We start from the raw sequence: 15636 nt of genomic DNA on the forward strand, positions 1-15636 counted from the left end.
CGGCAGATGCTCCAAGTCACCGATATTGATCTCTCCTACGGGGCCAGCCGCTGCCTGCGGGGTGTCTCGCTCTCGGTCGGGCCTGGCCAGGTTGCGGCCGTGCTGGGCCGCAACGGCGTGGGCAAATCCTCGCTGCTGCGCTCCATCATCGGGCTGGAAAAGATCCAGGGCGGCTCCATCCTCTGGGAGGGGAATGAGATGCGCGGCCTGGGCCCGGCCGAGCGCGCCCGCGCCGGCATCGGCTATGTGCCGCAGGGGCGCGAGATCTTCCCCTTCCTCACCGTGCAGGAAAATCTCGAGACCGCGCTGGCCGCGGCGCCACGCGGCAGCGCCGTGCCCGACGAGGTCTTCGACCTCTTCCCCATCCTGCGGCAGTTCCTGCGCCGCCGCGGTGGCGACCTCTCGGGCGGGCAGCAGCAGCAGCTCGCCATCGGCCGCGCACTGACGGCACGCCCACGCCTGCTCATCCTCGACGAGCCGACCGAGGGCATCCAGCCCAATGTCATCAAGGACATCGCGAAGGTGATCCATCACCTGGCGCATGATCGCAACTTCGCCATCGTGCTGGTCGAGCAGTATTTCGAATTCGCTCGGGACCTGGCGGACACCATCACCGTGATGGTGCGCGGCGAGGTGGCGCTCTCCGGCAGGACAAGCGAGCTGGACGAGGCCGAGGTCCGCAAGCTGCTGACGGTCTGAGGGGGGCTGCCCCTCAAGCCCCCCGGAAAGAACCTCTGGTTCTTGCATCTCCGATAAGCCAACTTGCAGGAAGTTGGCCTCCCGCCGGAGGTCCTAGGGGGGCAAAGCCCTCTCGTCCTGCCCCCGCAACGGCGCTAGCCTCCCCCGCTCCAAGGGGAAGGACATGCACATGGGTCATCGCATCGCCATCATCGGCGCAGGCGCCGTCGGCTGCTATGCCGGCGCCTATATGGCGCAGGCGGGTGAGGACGTGACCTTCGTGGACATGTGGCCCGAGCATGTCGAGACGATGCGCCGCGAAGGCCTTCGCATCAGCCATCTCCGCGACGTGCCCGAGTTCACCACGCCGGTGACGGCGGTCCACCTCACCGAGTTGCAGGCGGTGGCACGCAGGCCCTTCGACATCGCGTTCATCTGCGTGAAATCCTACGATACCGCCTGGGCCACGATGATGATCCAGCAATATCTCTCGCCCGGCGGCTTCGTGGTCTCGCTGCAGAACTGCATGAACGAGGAGACGATCGCGGGCATCGTGGGCTGGGGCCGCACGCTCGGCGCCATCGCGAGCTCCATCACGGTCGAGCTCTGCGAGCCCGGCCATGTCCGCCGAGCCTCGGGCAAGGGCGGTGCCGCGCACACCGTCTATCGCGTGGGCGAGGTGCATGGCCGGATCACCGACCGCGCGACGGAAGTGGGCCGCCTGACGGCGCTTTCCGACAGCACGACCGTGACGAACAACCTCTGGGGCGAGCGCTGGTCCAAGCTCGTCGCGAACGGCATGGGCAATGGCATGTCGGCCTGCACGGGCCTCATCAGCAAGGACATCCTGCTGGATGACACGCTGCGCCACTTCACCGCGCGGCTGGGTGCCGAGGCGATCCGCGTGGGCCAGGCGCTCGGCTATGCGCTGGAGGAGATCCTGCATTTCGACCCTGAGATCATCGCCCGCGCCGGCGAGGGCGATGCGGAGGCGCAGAAGCTCTACGACGCGCAGCGCATCGCCGAGGCACAGAAGGGCGGCGGCGCGCATCGCCCCTCCATGGGCCAGGACATGGTGAAGGGCCGCCGCACGGAGATCGAGTTCATCAACGGCTTCATCGTGGAGAAGGCCGCGCCGCTCGGCATTGCCACGCCCGCCAATGCCGCGCTGACCGAAATCGTGAAGCGCGTGGAGCGGGGCGAGCTGCAACCCGACCCGCGGCACATTTTGGAACTGCGCCTGAACTGAGCCAGGAGCGGCCCCGCCCCGCTTCTAGCCCTGCAACTCGATGTCGCCCGGCTTCCAGCTCTGGTCGAACCAGGGCTGCAACGGGCCATAGAGCCGGAGGATGACGAACCAGGACTTGCCCGGGATGGTCTGCACCCAGTTGCTCTCGCGCCCGGGCGGCGGCGTCGGGCCGAACCAGACATCCACCGAACGGTCCGGGTTCACCTGCAGATCGGGCTTCTGGCTGCTCACCGAGGGGAAACGGTTGTCGGTCTGCAGCATCGAGCGCGTCTGCGTGTCATAGACGATGGTGGACCAGAAGGTCCGTACCGGCACCGGCCCGGGCAGGCGCAGGCGATAGGTCTTGCCGCCGTCGAAGGCGTTGCCGTTGGCGTCCTCGGCCGTCCAGGGATAGGTCGAGCCCTCGCCCACCACCTTCGTGTCCATCGCGGGCGTCACGCCGGTCGCGGCGAAGAAGTAGAAGGAGCGCGCGTTCAGATTCGGCACGCCGGGCTGGCGCTCGAACTTGTAGCCACCGACGAAGGCGTATTTCCAGCGGCGGTCGTTGAAGATGATCCCCTCGGGATCGCGCATCCGGTAGAAGAGCGCGCGCGCCGTGGCATCGCCCGTGGCGGCGGCCTCGGCCAGGATGCGGCGCATGCGCTCATCGGGCTGGAAGGGCTGGCCCTTGCGGATGCCGATGGCGGCGAAATAGCCGAGGCTCGTGGAATCCGTCGCCTCCAGCGGCTCCTCCTGCACGACGGTGTTGAGCAGGTCCCAGAAGCGGGAATCGGCCGGGCCCACCATGTTGAAGGGGCGCGTCGAGCCATCCACGAAAGTCAGGCGCGGCGGATTGGCGGCGCGCGAGAGCGGGTAGACCTTGGTGCGCTGCTTCACCACCGCGACGCCCGGACGCGGGTCGCCATTTTCGAGGAAGCTGCGCCAGATGACGAGGTTGCCGAAGGTCCTGGGCCGAACCACGGTGTAGCCCTGCGGCACCTGCCCGCGCCAGCCGGGCGGCAGGATCAGATACTTCCCGCCCCGCCCGCGATCGGCGCCCGTCAGGCCGACATCGGCCACCCAGAAATAATACATGTCGTTGATGATGCCGAGGACGCGCGGCGGCACCTCGATGACCAGCGGCCCGCCGCGCAGGTCGATCCAGAACCAGGTATAGGGCGTGTTGTCGTTCGCGGTGAGCTCGACGGTTCGGCTGTCCACCAGCTGCTCCCAGATCGGGATGGTGGTGTTGTCGGGACCGAAGCTGCGGATCGCCTCACGGTTGAAGGCCTGGTTCACCGCCGGGATGCCGAGCAGATAGGCCTGCACCGCCTGCTGAAAGATCAGATTGTCGTAGAGCGCATCCGTGCTCGGGCCGTCCGGCACGCCATCGAAGAAGTTCAGCCGGCCGAAGCGCGTCTCGACCGTGGCAGGCGAGGCGACGCCCGGGGGCATCGGGGTGGTGTAGCGAAACGCCGGCGGGGTGGGCGTGCCGGTGAGCGGCTGCGCCTGAGCGCTGCCCAGGCCGAAACTGCCGCGCAACGCGGCGGCGGCGGCGGCCAGCGCCGCAAGATCACGTCGTTTTGTCATTCCTGGCCGAACCTCAACCGAACCCCGGACGATCCCGGATTCATTTTTTGAGACTAGGCCAGCGTCCGATCGCGCAACACTGCGGGCGGATTAATCAATCGAAACGCGCGCCGCCCGCGCGATGGCCTGCCAGCGCGCCGCGCTGGCCTGGATGAAGGCCTCGTTCTGGGCGAAGGGCAGCGCCATCGGCTCGACGAAGGCGGTGCGCAGGCGCTCATGCGTGGCGGGCGCGCTGCGGGCGCGGTCCAGCGCCTCGGCCAGGCGGGCCACGACCGGGGCGGGCGTGCGACGCGGCACGCCGAGGTTGAACCAGATGCCGAGGTCGTAGCCGGCCAGGCCCGCCTCCTGCATGGTCGGCACATCGGGCAGCGCGGTCGCGCGCGTCGTCGTCGTCACGGCCAGCGGGCGCAGCGCGCCGGCGCGGACATGCGCGGTCGAGGTCGCGGTGGTGTCGAAGCCGAAGTCCACCTCGCGCGCCAGCATGGCCGCGACCAGCGGCGAGGAGCCGCGATAGGGCACATGCGTCGCCTCGATGCCCGTCATGCTGAGGAACAGCGCGGCCGAGAGATGCGAGGAGGAGCCATTGCCGACCGAGCCGAAGATCAGGGGCCGGCGCTTCGCCTCGGCGATGAAGCCCGCCATGTCGGTCGCCTGCACACGGCCGGGGATGACGGAGAGGATGTTCGCCACCTCCCCGATCATGCCGAGGCTCGTGAAGTCGCGCACCGCATCCACGCCGGACGACGCCGCATAGAGCAGCGGGTTCACGCCGAAGAGCGCGGTGGTGCCGAAGAGGATGGTGTGGCCATCGGGCTCGGCCTGGGCGGCCGCGACGGTGCCGATATTGCCCCCCGCCCCTGCGCGGTTCTCGATCAGCACGGGCTGGCCCAATTCGCGCGAAAGCGGCTCGGCGATGATGCGGCCCACGATGTCGTTCACGCCGCCGGGCGGGTAGGTGACGATGATGCGGATGGGCCGGCTGGGCTGCCAGGGCTGCGCGCGCAGCGCGGGGGACGCCAGCAGCGTGCCGAGCCCGGCCAGCGCCAGGCGCCGTGTGGTGTGTGCCATCTTCAACTCCTCCCTGTGCGGCCGGCCCGTTGTCTCCCGGGCCTGGCCTGATGCGCGCCCCTAGCGGGCGCGCTCGATGCAGAACCGAACGACATCGGCCAGCGCCGCGCGGGCCTCGCCATTCGGGAAGATCTCCAGGGCCTTGAGCGCGGCGTTGCCGTAGAGCTCGGCCCGCTCGATGGTGCGCTCGATCCCGCGATGCCGGGCGATCAGGCGCTGCGCCTCGGCGAAGTCATCGTCATTCTGCTCGCCCGCTTCCAGCGTGCGGCGCCAGAACTCCTGCTCCGCCGCGTCGCCGGCGTGGAAGGCGGTCAGCACCGGCAGCGTGATCTTGCCCTCGCGGAAATCGTCGCCCACCGTCTTGCCGAGGCGCGCCTGCTCGGCCGAGTAGTCGAGCGCGTCATCCACCAGCTGGAAGGCGATGCCGAGATTGTTACCGTAGGCGTCGAGCGCCTCGGCCTCGGCCTGCGGGCGGTCCCCCACCACGGCGCCGAGGCGGGCGGCGGCGGCGAAGAGGGCCGCGGTCTTGCCCTGGATGACCTCCAGATACTGCGCCTCGGTGCTGGAGAGGTCATTCTGGGTGATGAGCTGCAGCACCTCGCCCTCGGCGATGGTGGCGGATGCGCCGGCCAGGATGCGCAGCACCTCGAGGTTCTTGTCCTCGATCATCAGCTGGAAGGCGCGGGCGAAGAGGAAATCGCCCACCAGGACGGACGCCTTGTTGCCAAAGAGTGCATTGGCGCTGGCCTGGCCGCGGCGCAGCGCGCTCTCATCCACCACGTCGTCATGCAGGAGTGTGGCCGTGTGGATGAACTCGACGCAGGCAGCGAGAGCCACATGGCGCGCGCCCTCATAGCCGCAGAGGCGCGAGGTCGCGAGGGTGAGCAGCGGGCGCAGGCGCTTGCCGCCGGCCGCGATGATATGGGCCGCGAGCTGCGGGATCAGCGCCACCGGGCTCTGCATGCGCTGGATGATGAGGGTGTTGCAGGCCTGGAGGTCCTGCGCGACCAGCCGGTTCAGCCGCGCCAGCGCGTCCTCGCCGCGGTCGGCGCCCATCGCGCCCTCTTCCCTCACCTGCACCACACCCGCCACGCGCACATTCCCTGTCTCTTTGGCCCAGCCCCCGAGGTCGAAACTTGACCCCGGCCCGGGCTGTGCAGGATACCGAGAGGGCGACATGGCGGCAAGGCAAGGGAAATCAAGGATTTCAGCGGATGGAAGTGGTGGCGGCCGATCCCGATCCGATCCGGATGCAGTTCCTGGCCTCGCTCCTGCGGGATGCGGGGATCGAGGCGGTGCTGCTGGACCGCAACCTGGCGGGGCTCGGCCTCGCCATCTTTCCGCAGCGGCTGGCCGTCCGCGCCGAGGATGCGGCCCGCGCGCAGCGGCTGCTGAAGGAAGCCGGTGTATAGCAACCTGAGCGAGGACGCCCTGCTGGGCGGAAGGGTCAAGCTGCTGCAGCCGCGCGACGGCTTCCGCGCGGCGCTGGACCCGGTGCTGCTGGCGGCCTTCGTCCCGGCCCGGCCGGGCGACTCCGTGCTGGAACTGGGCTGCGGCACGGGTGCGGCCTTCCTCTGCCTCGCGGCCCGCGTCGGTGGGCTCGCCATCACCGCGGTGGATCGCGACCCGGCTCTGGTGGACATCGCGCAGCGCAATGCCGGGCTGAACCTGCGGCCGGCCGAGATCCGCAGCGCCGATGCGCGGGAACTGCGCCACCTGCCGCCCATGCACCACGCCTTTGCCAACCCGCCCTACTGGGCGGGCGGCACCCCCTCCCCCATCCCCGGGCGCCGCCAGGCGGCGCATGAGGACGCGCCGCTGGGCGAGTGGATCCAGGCCATGGCGCGGCCGCTGCGGCACAAGGGCACGCTCAGCCTGGTGCTGCCCGCCGCGCGCTTTGCCGAGGCGGCGGCCGAGCTGCGGGAAGCCGGGTGCGGGGCCGTGCGTCTCTTCCCGCTCTGGCCGCGGCTCGGGACGGCCGCCAAGCGCATCCTGATCCAGGCTCGGCGCGGGGGCGCGGGGCCGGACGAAGTGCTGCCCGGGCTCATCCTGCACGAAGCGGATGGCCGCTACACGGCGGCGGCGGAAGCCGTGCTGCGCGACGCATCCGCGTTGACATAGCGACCCCCCGGGGGTGCATCATCGCGCCCAACACAGGGAGGCGCGGATGGCTGGGAACACGGAGCCGGAGCGGATCGAGGCGCTGGTGATCGGCGCGGGCTTCGCGGGGCTCTACCTGCTGCACAAGCTGCGCGGCCTTGGCATCCCGGCCATGGCGCTGGAGGCCGGCGATGGCGTCGGCGGCACCTGGTACTGGAACCGCTATCCCGGCGCGCGCTGCGATGTGGAGAGCATGCAGTATTCCTTTGGCTTCTCGGAGGAATTGCAGCAGGCGTGGAACTGGTCCGAGCGCTTCGCCGCACAGCCCGAGATCCTCCGCTATGCCAACCATGTGGCGGACCGGCTGGACCTCCGGCGGGACATCTCCTTCAAGACCCGCGCCGTCGCGGCGGCCTGGGATGCGGCGGCGGCGCGCTGGCTGGTCGAGACCGATACAGGCCGGCGGATCAGCGCGCGGCATCTGATCCTCGCCACCGGCTGCCTCTCGGCGGCGCGGCTGCCGGACATCCCGGGCATCGCGGATTTTGCGGGGCGCATCTACCACACCGGCCAATGGCCGCATGAGGGTGTGGATTTCACCGGCCAGCGCGTCGCGATCATCGGCACCGGCTCCTCGGCGATCCAGGCCATTCCGGTCATCGCGCAGCAGGCGGCGCAGCTGACGGTGTTCCAGCGCACGCCCAATTTCAGCATCCCCTCGCGCAACGGGCCGATGACGGAGGATTACGCCGAGAGCTGGAAGCGCGATTACCCGGCGAAGCGCGCGGCGGCACGGCGTATGCGGACCGGCATCCTCTACAACCTCAGCCAGACGCCGGCGATGAGTGTCTCCGAGGCGGAGCGCCGCGCGGAATATGAGCGGCGCTGGGCGGCGGGCGGCACCGCCTTCATGGCCGCCTTCAGCGACCTGCTGACGAACAGGGAAGCCAACGACACGGCGGCGGATTTCGTGCGCGAGAAGATCCGCGGTCTGGTGCATGACCCGGAGGTGGCGGAGATCCTGCTCCCCCGGAACCATCCGATCGGCACCAAGCGCATCTGCGTGGACACCGCCTATTACGAGACCTTCAACCTGCCGCATGTGAAGCTGGTGGATGTGCGGAACCACCCCATCACCCGCATCACGCCCGAGGGCGTGGAGGCGGGCGGCGCGGCGCACGCGGTGGACTGCATCGTCTTCGCCACCGGCTTCGATGCGATGACTGGCACCATCCTCGCCATCGACATCCGCGGGCGCGATGGCGTTGCGATGCGCGAGGCCTGGGCGGATGGGCCGCGCACCCATCTGGGGCTGATGGTGGCGGGTTTCCCGAACCTCTTCCTGATCACTGGCCCGGGCAGCCCCTCGGTGCTGTCCAACATGATCGTCTCGATCGAGCAGCATGTGGACTGGGTGTGCGACGCGCTGGCGCATCTGGGCCGCCAGGGCCAGGGCGTCATGGAGACCACCCTGAAGGCGCAGGAGGATTGGGTCGCGCATGTGAACGAGGTGGCGCACCGCACGCTCTATCCGCAGGCGAACAGCTGGTACATGGGCGCCAATATCCCAGGCAAGCCGCAGCTCTTCATGCCCTATGTGGGCGGCGTGGGCACCTACCGGCAGATCTGCGACGACATTGCCGCCCAGGGCTATCCGGGCTTCGCCTTCACACCCGCCGCGCAGGTGCGGGCGGCCGAGTAAGCGCCCGACATCACGGGCGCGCCCAAGCTTATCCGGCCGCAAGGCGGCGGACGCGCCCAAACCACCCTCGCGGCAGGCGCGCCCGCGCCGGCGCGAAGCCAAGCGCGCCCGGCGCTTGAGGGCGTAGAAATCAGCGCAGCGCGCCCGCAGGGCAGGCCGTGCGGCCGCCATCCACCTGGAACTGCCCGCCGGTGACGCCCGAGGCCTCGTCGGAGCAGAGGAAGAGCACCATCGCCGTCACCTCGGCCGGCGTGCAGTAGCGGCCGAGCGGGATGGAGGCCATGTACTTCTCCGGCACGTCATTCGCGCCACGCGCCGTCGCCTGCTCCTCCAGCGAGTGGATCATGCGCGTGTCGGTGGGCCCGGGGCAGAGCGCGTTCACACGCACGCCGCCACGCGCCACCTCGCCCGCCGCGGTCTTGGTCATGCCGAGCACGGCATGCTTGGACGCCACATAGGGGCCAAGCCCGGCCGAGCCGACCAGCGCCGCGGTGGAAGCGGTGTTCACCACGGCGCCCTTGCCCTGCGCCAGCATCACCGGCAGCACGTGCTTCATGCCGAGGAAGACGCCCTTCACATTGACGGCGATGACGGCGTCGAAGACCGCCTCCTCCTGCTCGACAATGGGGCGGACATGGCCCTCGATGCCGGCATTGTTGAAGAAGCAGTCGATCCGGCCCCAGGCCTCCATGGCGGCGGCGACATAGCCGCGCACCTCCGCATCCTGCGTCACATCGGCCTGGCGGAAGCGCACGTCATGGCCCTGGGCGGCAAGTGCGGCGGCCCCCTCCGCGCCGCGCGGGTCGCGGTCCACCATCAGCACCTTGGCGCCTTCGCGCGCGAAGCCGCCCGCCGCGTCGAGCCCCAGCCCGTTCGCGGCACCCGTGATGATGACGACCTTGTTCTCGAAGCGCATGCTCAACTCCCTTGTCCCGTTGTTCAATTGGCCGTGTGGCCGCCATCCACGGCGATGGCCTCGCCCGTCACGAAGCCAGCGCGGTCCGAGCAGAGCCAGACCACCATCTCGGCAATCTCCTCCACCGTCCCGATGCGCCCGAGCGGCACGCGGGCGAGGATCGCCTCGCGCCGGCGCTCGATGCCGCGGCTGGCAAGCGGCGTCTCGACATAGCCGGGGCAGATGGCGTTCACCCGGATGCCGTCCTTCGCGTGATCCAGCGCCGCGACCTTGGTGAGGCCGATCACGCCATGCTTGGCCGCGACATAGGCGCCCGCCTTGGGCAGCGCGATGCGGCCCGCGATGGAGGCGGTGTTGACGATGGCGCCGCCCGTCGTCATGGCGGCGATCTCGTGCTTCATGCAGAGGAAGACGCCGGTCAGGTTCACGCCCAGTACGCGCGCCCATTCCTCGGGTGCGATCTCGGCCAGCGGCTGCGCCTCGGCCGGGGCGACGCCCGCATTGTTGAAGGCGCAATCGAGCCGGCCGAAGCTCTCCACGGCGGCCCGCACCATGGCGGCGACCGCGGCTTCGTCGGTCACGTCGGCCGCGATGCCCCGCGCGGCGCCACCGGCCTGGACGATGGCCCCGGCGGTGCGTTCCGCCCCCGCGCCATCGCGGTCGGCGATCAGCACGCGCGCCCCCTCGCCTGCCATGCGCAGCGCGGTGGCGCGGCCGATGCCGGAGGCGCCGCCCGTCACCAGCGCCACCTTGGCGGCCAGCATCACGCGCGCAGACCCTCCTTCAGCGCGCGCGCCGCGGTCTCGATCAGCTCCAGCGCAGGCTTGACGATGGCGCACATGGTGAGCGCGCCGTGCAGGATATCGGCGGCATGCAGATGCGTGACGCGCACGCCCTCGCGCTCCAGCCGGGCCGCATAGTCGCGCCCCTCATCGCAGAGCGGGTCATGGCCCACGGTCAGCACGAAGGCGGGCGGCGTGCCGGCGAGCGAGGCGGCGCGCAGCGGCGAGGCGCGCCAGTCGGTCCATTGCGCCGCATCGGGGATGTAGAGGTTGCGGAACCAGTACATCCCGGCCGCCACCAGCGGCAGGCCGTCGGTGAAGCGCTCGTAGCTCTCATGCGTGGCCGTCATGTCGGTGGCCGGATACATCAGCAGCTGGAAGCGGAGCGGCGGCAGCGCGCCGTCGCGCGACATCAGCGCCATCACGGCCGCGAGGTTGCCGCCCGCGCTGTCCCCGCCCACCGCCAGGCGCGCCGGATCCATGCCGAGGGCGGCAGCATTCGCGGCGGCGTAGCGCACCGCCTCGGCCACATCCTCCACGGCCGCCGGGAAAGGGTGCTCGGGCGCCATGCGGTAATCCACGGCCAGCACGGCGCAGCCCGAGCCATTGGCCAGGCTGCGCGCCAGGTGGTCATGCGTGTCGAGGTCGCCGAAGACCCAGCCGCCGCCATGGGCGAAGACCAGACCGGGCAGGACCTCGCCGGGCTTGCTGCCCAGCGGACGATAGAGGCGCGCGGCCACGCCGCTCGGCAGGCGCAGGTCACGCGCCTCCGCCACATCCGGCGAGGGCGGCTGCACGACGTTGCGGCCGGCCGCATACTGGGCGCGGGCAGCGAGCGGCTCCATCGTGTCGAAGCGCGGGCGGCCGCTTGCCTTCACCAGTTCGAGCAGGGCGATGCAATCGGGGTGCAGGGGCGCGGTCATGGGTGCGCCTTGCCGTTCTGGAACATGCCTCGTCTCCCTCCGAAGGTCTTGGGCGCAGCATGGACCCGGGCGGCGCGGCGGGGCAACCGGGTGGCTGCGGTCCGCCTTGCAGCGCCCGGGTGGCTGGCCTAATTACGCGCGCATTGGCTGCTGACGGGCGAAACACTCGATGAATGAGGAAGAACGCCGGCAGGCCAGGGCTTTCGCGGATCTCAGCTACGAGGGCTTCCGCGAACTCGCCGGGCGCGCCGATCTCAGCCGTTACCAGCGCATCGGCTTCCCAGACAGCCTGCGGGCCGGGCGCGAGGGCGCGATCTTCGACGACATCCGCGCCAAGCTGCCTGCGCTGGAGGCCAGGCGCGGGCTGACCGTGCTCGACATCGGCCCTGGCTGCAGCGATCTGCCGGCCCACATCATCGAGGCCTGCCGCGCGCAGGGCCACGAGATCATCCTGGTGGACTCGCCCGAGATGCTGGCGGCGCTGCCTGATGCCCCGTTCATCCGCAAGATCGAGGGCCCCTTCCCGGATTGCGCCCCGGCCCTCGCCGGGCTTAGCGGGCAGGTGGACGTGGTCGTCTGTTATTCCGTGCTGCACTACGTCTTCGCGGCCGGCCCGCTCTTCGGCTTCCTGGATGCGGCTATGGGGCTGCTGCGGCCGGGCGGCGGAGCCATGCTGATCGGGGACGTGCCCAATGCCTCGATGCGGCGGCGCTTCCTCGCCAGCGCCGCGGGCGCCGCCTTCCACCGGCACTACACGGGCCGCGACGAGGACCCGGTGCCAGGATTCAACCAGCCGAGCGAGGGCGAGATGGATGACGCCGTCCTGCTCTCCCTCGTCGCGCGCGCCCGGGCTGCCGGGGTGGATGCCTGGGTCCTGCCGCAGCCGCCCGAACTGCCCATGGCAAACCGGCGCGAAGACCTCCTGCTGCGGAGGCCCTGATGAGCGCGCCCGAGAAGCGGCATGACCTGGTCCTGGTGGGCGACAGCGCCTTCGCCGAGGTCGCGCACGAATACTTCACCGCCTTCAGTCCCTATCGCGTCGTCGCCTTCGCGGTGGAGCGCGCCTTCCTGAGGCGGGATAGCCTCTGCGGCCTGCCCGTAGTGCCGCTGGAGGAACTGCCGGCGCGCTACCCGCCCGCCTCGCACCATGCCCATGTGGCCGTGGTCTACACCCAGCTCAACCGGCTGCGCGCGCGGCTGGTGCGCCAGGTGGCAGCGGCGGGCTATCCCCTCGCCTCCTTCATCAGCCCCGCCGCTTTCGTGGCACCCAGCGCGCGCATCGGGCGGCATTGCTTCATCTTCGAGAACAATGTCGTGCAGTCCTTCACCGAGATCGGCGAGAATGTCGTGCTCTGGTCGGGCAACCATATCGGCCATCACAGCCGCGTCGGCGACAATGTCTTCGTCTCCTCGCACGTGGTCGTCTCGGGCTTCTGCGAGATCGGCGCCCACACCTTCCTCGGCGTGAATGTCGCGATCGGCAACAACCTGCGCGTGGCCGCCGATAACTGGATCGGCCAGGGCGTCGTCATCTCCCGCGACACCGAGGAGGGGCAGATGTTCCGCCCACCCGAGCAGGAGGCGGCCAAGGTGGGGGCGCGGCGCTTCTTCCGCGTGCGGGACGAGCCACCCGCATGAAGTGGCGCAAGCTCGGCCTGCTCTGGGCGCCGGATGGGCGGCAGCCCTGGGCCCAGTCCCACGCGATGCTGGCGACGCCGGTCTACCTGGAAGGCCGCATCCGCCTCCTGCTCGGTGTCTGCGACGCGAACATCGTCTCGCGCGTCGGCTGGATCGACGTGGATGCGCGCGACCCGAGCCGCGTGCTGGCCGTGGCCGAGACGCCGGTACTCGACATCGGCGAGCCCGGCCATTTCGACGACAATGGCGTGAACCCCTGCAGCGCTGTCACCCTGCCCGATGGCTCGGTCAGGCTCTACTACAATGGCTACCAGCTGCAGACGAAGGTGCCCTACACGCTCTTCGCCGGGCTCGCGACCGCACCCCGCGGCGATGCGGATTTCACGCGCTGGGCGGTGACGCCGGTCTTCGACCGTGGCCCGAAGGAGCCGATCTTCCGTACCGCGCCCTATGTCCGCAAACGCGACGACGCAGCGGGCTGGGAGGCCTGGTATATCGGCGGCGCGGGCTTCAACTTCGTCGAGGGCCGCAAGCAGCCGCGCTACAGCCTGCACTACGCGACCTCCGAGGATGGCATCCACTGGCCCAGCGAAGGGCGTGAATTGATGGTGCCCGAGGGCGAGGAGATCGGCTTCGGCCGGCCCTGGGTGGTGCGCGCCGGCGCGACCGATTGGCGGATGTGGTATGCCGTGCGCTCACCGCGCGGCTATGCCATGGGCTATGCCACCTCGTCCGATGGGCAGGCCTGGACGCGGCGCGACGCGGAAGTCGGGCTCGATGTCTCGCCGGGCGAATGGGATGGCGAGATGCTGTGCTACGGCGCCGTCGAGCGGATCGGCGGCGCGCTCTACATGTTCTACAACGGCGATGGCTATGGCCGGACCGGCCTCGGCCTCGCCGTGCTCGAAAGCGACTGACACCGACATGTCCGCCACCGTGCGTCCCCTTACCGTCGAACGCTACACCGCGGCCGCGAGGCCCGAATGGGACGAGTTCGTCCGCACCAGCAAGAACGGCACCTTCCTGCTGCTGCGCGGCTACATGGACTACCATGCGGACCGCTTCGCCGACTGCTCGCTCATCATCCGCAGCGGCGAGGAGATCGTCTCGCTGCTGCCCGCCCATCGCGACGGGGACGTGGTGGCGAGCCATAACGGCCTCACCTTCGGCGGCTTCATCGTCTCGTCACGGATGACCACGCCGATGATGCTGCGCGTCTTCGACGTGGTGCGCGCGCATCTGGCGGCACAAGGGGCGAAGACGCTCATCTACAAGAGCATCCCGCACATCTATCACCGCCTGCCGGCGGAGGAGGACCGCTACGCCCTCTTCCGCCACGACGCCGAGCTCTACCGCCGCGACCTGCTGAGCACGATCGACATGGCGCGCCGCCCGCCGCCGCAGGAGCGCCGCCGGCGTGGCGCCGCCAAGGCGATGAAGGCGGGCGTCACCGTCGCCGAGGACACTGATTTCCCGCTCTTCTGGGACCTGCTCGATCGTCACCTGCAGGCGCGCTACGACGTGAAGCCGGTGCACAATGTGCAGGAGATCCAGTATCTCCATGCGGGCTTCCCGCAGAACATCAGGCTCTTTACCGCGCGCGACCCGTCAGGCGGGCTGCTCGGCGGCGTCGTCATCTACGAGGCGGATGAGGTCGCGCACCTGCAATACGCCGCCAGCACGCCGGACGGCTTTGCCATGGGCTGCCTGGACCGCATCTTCCTGCATCTGCTGGATGAGGTGTTCGCACAGAAGCGCTGGTTCGACTTCGGCAACTCCACCGAGCAGCAGGGCCGCTACCTGAATGACGGGCTGATCGAGCAGAAGGAAGGCTTCGGCGGCCGCGCCGTCGCGCACGACTATTTTCGGTTGAAGCTGTAGCGGCTCACCCCCGGCCGGAGGCCTGCAGGCGCGCCGCGATGCGGCGGCCCAGCGCGATGGCCGGCTGTTCGATCACCCGGTGCGCCATGGCTGAGATCACCAGCAGGAGCAGCAGCGTGATCCCCGCCGCCGTCCCGCCCACGAGGCCGAGGCCGCGCGCCGCCGCCTCAAGGTAGGACCACAGCCAGTTGTGGAAGAGATAGACTGCGTAGGTGAGGTTGGAGAGAAAGACGATCCAGGCCGCGCCCCGCAGCCGCGCCCGCATCAGCCAGACCGCCAGCGAGAGCAGGCAGGCCAGGGTCAGGAAATGCGAATTGGCCCCGCGCGGGTTGATGCCCGGCAGCGCCAGCAGGTAGCCCGCATAGATGCCACCCACGGCCGCCAGTGCCGCGCCACCGCCAATCAGCCGCCGCTCATTCAGGAAGGCCACAGAACCCACGAAGAGGAAGGGCAGGTAGAGCGTGATGAAACCATCGCTCCAGCCATGCGCCGTGGGCATCGGCCCCGCCCAGAGCCCCAGCGCCGAGAGGGCGAGGTAGATCCAGGGCAGCGTCTTCGGTTGCTCGATCAGGCCGAGCGCCTTGAGCGCCGCCATGATGGCGTAGAACAGGACCTCGAGCCGCAAGGTCCACTCGACTCCGGCCAGCGCATAAGGCGTACCGAAGAGGTCGCCGATCAGGAGCAGGCGTGGGATCATCACCGAGAGAGGTGGCACGGCCTGGCCCAGCAGGAGTGCGGCGAGCAGCGTCTCGATCAGCACGGCGGCGATGTAGAGGGGATAGATGCGGAAGATGCGCCGCAGCAGGAATTCGCCCGCGCGCTCGCGCTGCAGCACCTGGGTGATGATGTAGCCCGAGACCAGGAAGAAGACGATCACGCCCGCCCCGCCCGCCCACACGAAGGGGGCGAGGATCTGCGCCATCAGGCGCAGCGTGACATGCAGTGAGGGGTCCTGCGCCGCAGCCTCGATCGCCGGGTAGAATTTGTGCCCGGCCAGCACGCTGGCGAAGGCGAAGATCCGGAGGACATCGAGAAAGACGACGCGGTCCGTCGCCGCGCGCGGCGCGTGCGGAGAATCCGCTGCCCCTCGGATTTGCATCACTTTGTAATAATTGCCATGTTTATTATTG

Annotated in this window: 16 protein-coding genes; 9 read left to right on the top strand and 7 right to left on the bottom strand. The window is 69.6% G+C overall.

Going from position 1 to position 15636, the window contains the following annotated elements; all coding sequences use genetic code 11:
• Positions 1-6: 6 nt before the first annotated feature.
• Entirely contained in the window at positions 7-699 is a 693-nt protein-coding gene (urtE, locus tag R9Z33_RS14620) for an urea ABC transporter ATP-binding subunit UrtE (RefSeq protein WP_318647315.1), read from the top strand.
• A gap of 169 nt (positions 700-868) precedes the next feature.
• Positions 869-1927 carry a ketopantoate reductase family protein gene (locus tag R9Z33_RS14625; RefSeq protein ID WP_318647316.1) on the top strand — a complete coding sequence of 353 codons (1059 nt, stop codon included), beginning with the start codon at positions 869-871 and terminating at the stop codon, positions 1925-1927.
• 24 nt (positions 1928-1951) lie between these two features.
• Here the strand turns inward: R9Z33_RS14625 and R9Z33_RS14630 are convergent, their stop codons facing one another.
• The 3 genes from R9Z33_RS14630 to R9Z33_RS14640 form a co-directional block, all read right to left on the bottom strand.
• Positions 1952-3496, bottom strand: a complete 1545-nt coding sequence (locus R9Z33_RS14630) for a DUF1254 domain-containing protein (RefSeq protein ID WP_318647317.1) — start codon at positions 3494-3496, stop codon at positions 1952-1954.
• 90 nt (positions 3497-3586) lie between these two features.
• The gene (locus R9Z33_RS14635; RefSeq protein ID WP_318647318.1) at positions 3587-4564 is read right to left on the bottom strand and encodes a Bug family tripartite tricarboxylate transporter substrate binding protein; all 978 of its coding nucleotides are present in this window, start codon (positions 4562-4564) and stop codon (positions 3587-3589) included.
• A 60-nt stretch (positions 4565-4624) separates the two neighbouring features.
• The gene (locus R9Z33_RS14640) at positions 4625-5620 is read right to left on the bottom strand and encodes a polyprenyl synthetase family protein (protein ID WP_318647319.1); all 996 of its coding nucleotides are present in this window, start codon (positions 5618-5620) and stop codon (positions 4625-4627) included.
• A 158-nt stretch (positions 5621-5778) separates the two neighbouring features.
• On the opposite strand from R9Z33_RS14640, the gene R9Z33_RS14645 reads away from it, so the two are divergent.
• Genes R9Z33_RS14645 through R9Z33_RS14655 form a run of 3 tightly spaced genes read left to right on the top strand, consistent with a single transcriptional unit; the run spans position 5779 to position 8366 of the window.
• Positions 5779-5976 carry a putative signal transducing protein gene (locus tag R9Z33_RS14645; RefSeq protein WP_318647320.1) on the top strand — a complete coding sequence of 66 codons (198 nt, stop codon included), beginning with the start codon at positions 5779-5781 and terminating at the stop codon, positions 5974-5976.
• The gene (locus tag R9Z33_RS14650) at positions 5969-6685 is read left to right on the top strand and encodes a tRNA1(Val) (adenine(37)-N6)-methyltransferase (protein ID WP_318647321.1); all 717 of its coding nucleotides are present in this window, start codon (positions 5969-5971) and stop codon (positions 6683-6685) included. Before R9Z33_RS14645 ends, R9Z33_RS14650 begins: the two co-directional genes overlap by 8 nt.
• A gap of 46 nt (positions 6686-6731) precedes the next feature.
• Complete coding sequence (locus R9Z33_RS14655; RefSeq protein ID WP_318647322.1) at positions 6732-8366, top strand: flavin-containing monooxygenase; 1635 nt, start codon at positions 6732-6734, stop codon at positions 8364-8366.
• A gap of 130 nt (positions 8367-8496) precedes the next feature.
• Here R9Z33_RS14655 and R9Z33_RS14660 read toward each other — a convergent pair whose 3' ends face one another.
• The 3 genes from R9Z33_RS14660 to R9Z33_RS14670 are packed head-to-tail and all read right to left on the bottom strand — an operon-like array spanning position 8497 to position 10987.
• Complete coding sequence (locus R9Z33_RS14660; protein WP_318647323.1) at positions 8497-9282, bottom strand: SDR family NAD(P)-dependent oxidoreductase; 786 nt, start codon at positions 9280-9282, stop codon at positions 8497-8499.
• 23 nt (positions 9283-9305) lie between these two features.
• The gene (locus tag R9Z33_RS14665; protein WP_318651655.1) at positions 9306-10046 is read right to left on the bottom strand and encodes an SDR family oxidoreductase; all 741 of its coding nucleotides are present in this window, start codon (positions 10044-10046) and stop codon (positions 9306-9308) included.
• Positions 10046-10987 carry an alpha/beta hydrolase gene (locus R9Z33_RS14670; protein WP_318647324.1) on the bottom strand — a complete coding sequence of 314 codons (942 nt, stop codon included), beginning with the start codon at positions 10985-10987 and terminating at the stop codon, positions 10046-10048. The genes R9Z33_RS14665 and R9Z33_RS14670 overlap by 1 nt, the downstream gene beginning before the upstream one ends.
• A 169-nt stretch (positions 10988-11156) precedes the next feature.
• Here R9Z33_RS14670 and R9Z33_RS14675 point away from each other — a divergent pair, with 169 nt between their 5' ends.
• Genes R9Z33_RS14675 through R9Z33_RS14690 form a run of 4 tightly spaced genes read left to right on the top strand, consistent with a single transcriptional unit; the run spans position 11157 to position 14506 of the window.
• Positions 11157-11927: a class I SAM-dependent methyltransferase gene (locus R9Z33_RS14675; protein WP_318647325.1), complete on the top strand. Its 771-nt coding sequence runs from the start codon at positions 11157-11159 to the stop codon at positions 11925-11927.
• Positions 11927-12625 carry an acetyltransferase gene (locus tag R9Z33_RS14680; RefSeq protein WP_318647326.1) on the top strand — a complete coding sequence of 233 codons (699 nt, stop codon included), beginning with the start codon at positions 11927-11929 and terminating at the stop codon, positions 12623-12625. The genes R9Z33_RS14675 and R9Z33_RS14680 overlap by 1 nt, the downstream gene beginning before the upstream one ends.
• Complete coding sequence (locus R9Z33_RS14685) at positions 12622-13542, top strand: glycoside hydrolase family protein (RefSeq protein ID WP_318647327.1); 921 nt, start codon at positions 12622-12624, stop codon at positions 13540-13542. The genes R9Z33_RS14680 and R9Z33_RS14685 overlap by 4 nt, the downstream gene beginning before the upstream one ends.
• A gap of 7 nt (positions 13543-13549) precedes the next feature.
• Positions 13550-14506, top strand: a complete 957-nt coding sequence (locus R9Z33_RS14690; RefSeq protein WP_318647328.1) for a GNAT family N-acetyltransferase — start codon at positions 13550-13552, stop codon at positions 14504-14506.
• 4 nt (positions 14507-14510) lie between these two features.
• On the opposite strand, the gene R9Z33_RS14695 is transcribed toward R9Z33_RS14690, so the two are convergent.
• Positions 14511-15605, bottom strand: coding sequence for an acyltransferase family protein (locus R9Z33_RS14695; RefSeq protein WP_318651656.1), 1095 nt, complete (start codon positions 15603-15605; stop codon positions 14511-14513).
• Between the last annotated feature and the right edge of the window lie 31 nt (positions 15606-15636).

The organism is Sediminicoccus rosea, from assembly GCF_033547095.1.
GTDB classification, from domain to species: Bacteria; Pseudomonadota; Alphaproteobacteria; order Acetobacterales; family Acetobacteraceae; genus Roseococcus; species Roseococcus rosea.

Excerpts from the sequence above, each read along its gene's own strand:
- urtE (WP_318647315.1), top strand. The coding sequence starts at position 7 with ATGCTCCAAGTCACCGATATTGATCTCTCCTACGGGGCCAGCCGCTGC.
- R9Z33_RS14625 (WP_318647316.1), top strand. The coding sequence starts at position 869 with ATGGGTCATCGCATCGCCATCATCGGCGCAGGCGCCGTCGGCTGCTAT.
- R9Z33_RS14630 (WP_318647317.1), bottom strand. The coding sequence starts at position 3,496 with ATGACAAAACGACGTGATCTTGCGGCGCTGGCCGCCGCCGCCGCCGCG.
- R9Z33_RS14635 (WP_318647318.1), bottom strand. The coding sequence starts at position 4,564 with ATGGCACACACCACACGGCGCCTGGCGCTGGCCGGGCTCGGCACGCTG.
- R9Z33_RS14640 (WP_318647319.1), bottom strand. The coding sequence starts at position 5,620 with ATGGGCGCCGACCGCGGCGAGGACGCGCTGGCGCGGCTGAACCGGCTG.
- R9Z33_RS14645 (WP_318647320.1), top strand. The coding sequence starts at position 5,779 with ATGGAAGTGGTGGCGGCCGATCCCGATCCGATCCGGATGCAGTTCCTG.
- R9Z33_RS14655 (WP_318647322.1), top strand. The coding sequence starts at position 6,732 with ATGGCTGGGAACACGGAGCCGGAGCGGATCGAGGCGCTGGTGATCGGC.
- R9Z33_RS14660 (WP_318647323.1), bottom strand. The coding sequence starts at position 9,282 with ATGCGCTTCGAGAACAAGGTCGTCATCATCACGGGTGCCGCGAACGGG.
- R9Z33_RS14665 (WP_318651655.1), bottom strand. The coding sequence starts at position 10,046 with ATGCTGGCCGCCAAGGTGGCGCTGGTGACGGGCGGCGCCTCCGGCATC.
- R9Z33_RS14670 (WP_318647324.1), bottom strand. The coding sequence starts at position 10,987 with ATGACCGCGCCCCTGCACCCCGATTGCATCGCCCTGCTCGAACTGGTG.
- R9Z33_RS14675 (WP_318647325.1), top strand. The coding sequence starts at position 11,157 with ATGAATGAGGAAGAACGCCGGCAGGCCAGGGCTTTCGCGGATCTCAGC.
- R9Z33_RS14680 (WP_318647326.1), top strand. The coding sequence starts at position 11,927 with ATGAGCGCGCCCGAGAAGCGGCATGACCTGGTCCTGGTGGGCGACAGC.
- R9Z33_RS14685 (WP_318647327.1), top strand. The coding sequence starts at position 12,622 with ATGAAGTGGCGCAAGCTCGGCCTGCTCTGGGCGCCGGATGGGCGGCAG.
- R9Z33_RS14690 (WP_318647328.1), top strand. The coding sequence starts at position 13,550 with ATGTCCGCCACCGTGCGTCCCCTTACCGTCGAACGCTACACCGCGGCC.
- R9Z33_RS14695 (WP_318651656.1), bottom strand. The coding sequence starts at position 15,605 with ATGCAAATCCGAGGGGCAGCGGATTCTCCGCACGCGCCGCGCGCGGCG.